This window comes from Psychrobacter sp. AOP7-B1-25 (assembly GCF_052376195.1).
In the GTDB taxonomy this organism is placed as follows: Bacteria; Pseudomonadota; Gammaproteobacteria; order Pseudomonadales; family Moraxellaceae; genus Psychrobacter.
In genome coordinates, this window is record NZ_JBQSVK010000048.1 from 1 (window position 1) to 373 (window position 373).

The following is a 373-nucleotide window of genomic DNA, read 5'->3' on the forward strand; positions in this document are numbered from 1 at the left end:
CTACCGATGTTGATGGTGATGATCTGACATACGCCCTAGACTCAGATGCCAACAATGGCACAGTCGTTGTCAATGCCGATGGTAGCTACAGCTATACCCCTAATGCTAACTTTAATGGTGAAGACAACTTCACTTATACCATTGATGATGGTCAAGGTGGCGTAATTACTCAAACTGCTACGATTACTGTCGTTGCCGTCAATGATGCACCAGTGGCTGAAGACAGCAGTATCAGTACTGATGAAGACACGGTCGCAGAAGGTCAGCTTGTCACCAACGATGTCGATGGTGATACACTTACTTTTGTTCTCATATCAGGCACAACGAATGGCAGCGTTATCGTCAATGCTGATGGCAGTTATAGCTATACGCC

At 45.8% G+C, this 373-nt stretch carries 1 protein-coding gene; it reads left to right on the forward strand.

Annotation, left to right across the window (positions count from 1 at the left end; all coding sequences use genetic code 11):
• The coding region (locus tag ACT3QR_RS13920) for a cadherin-like domain-containing protein (protein ID WP_444521877.1) at nt 1–373 on the forward strand (373 nt) is incomplete at both ends.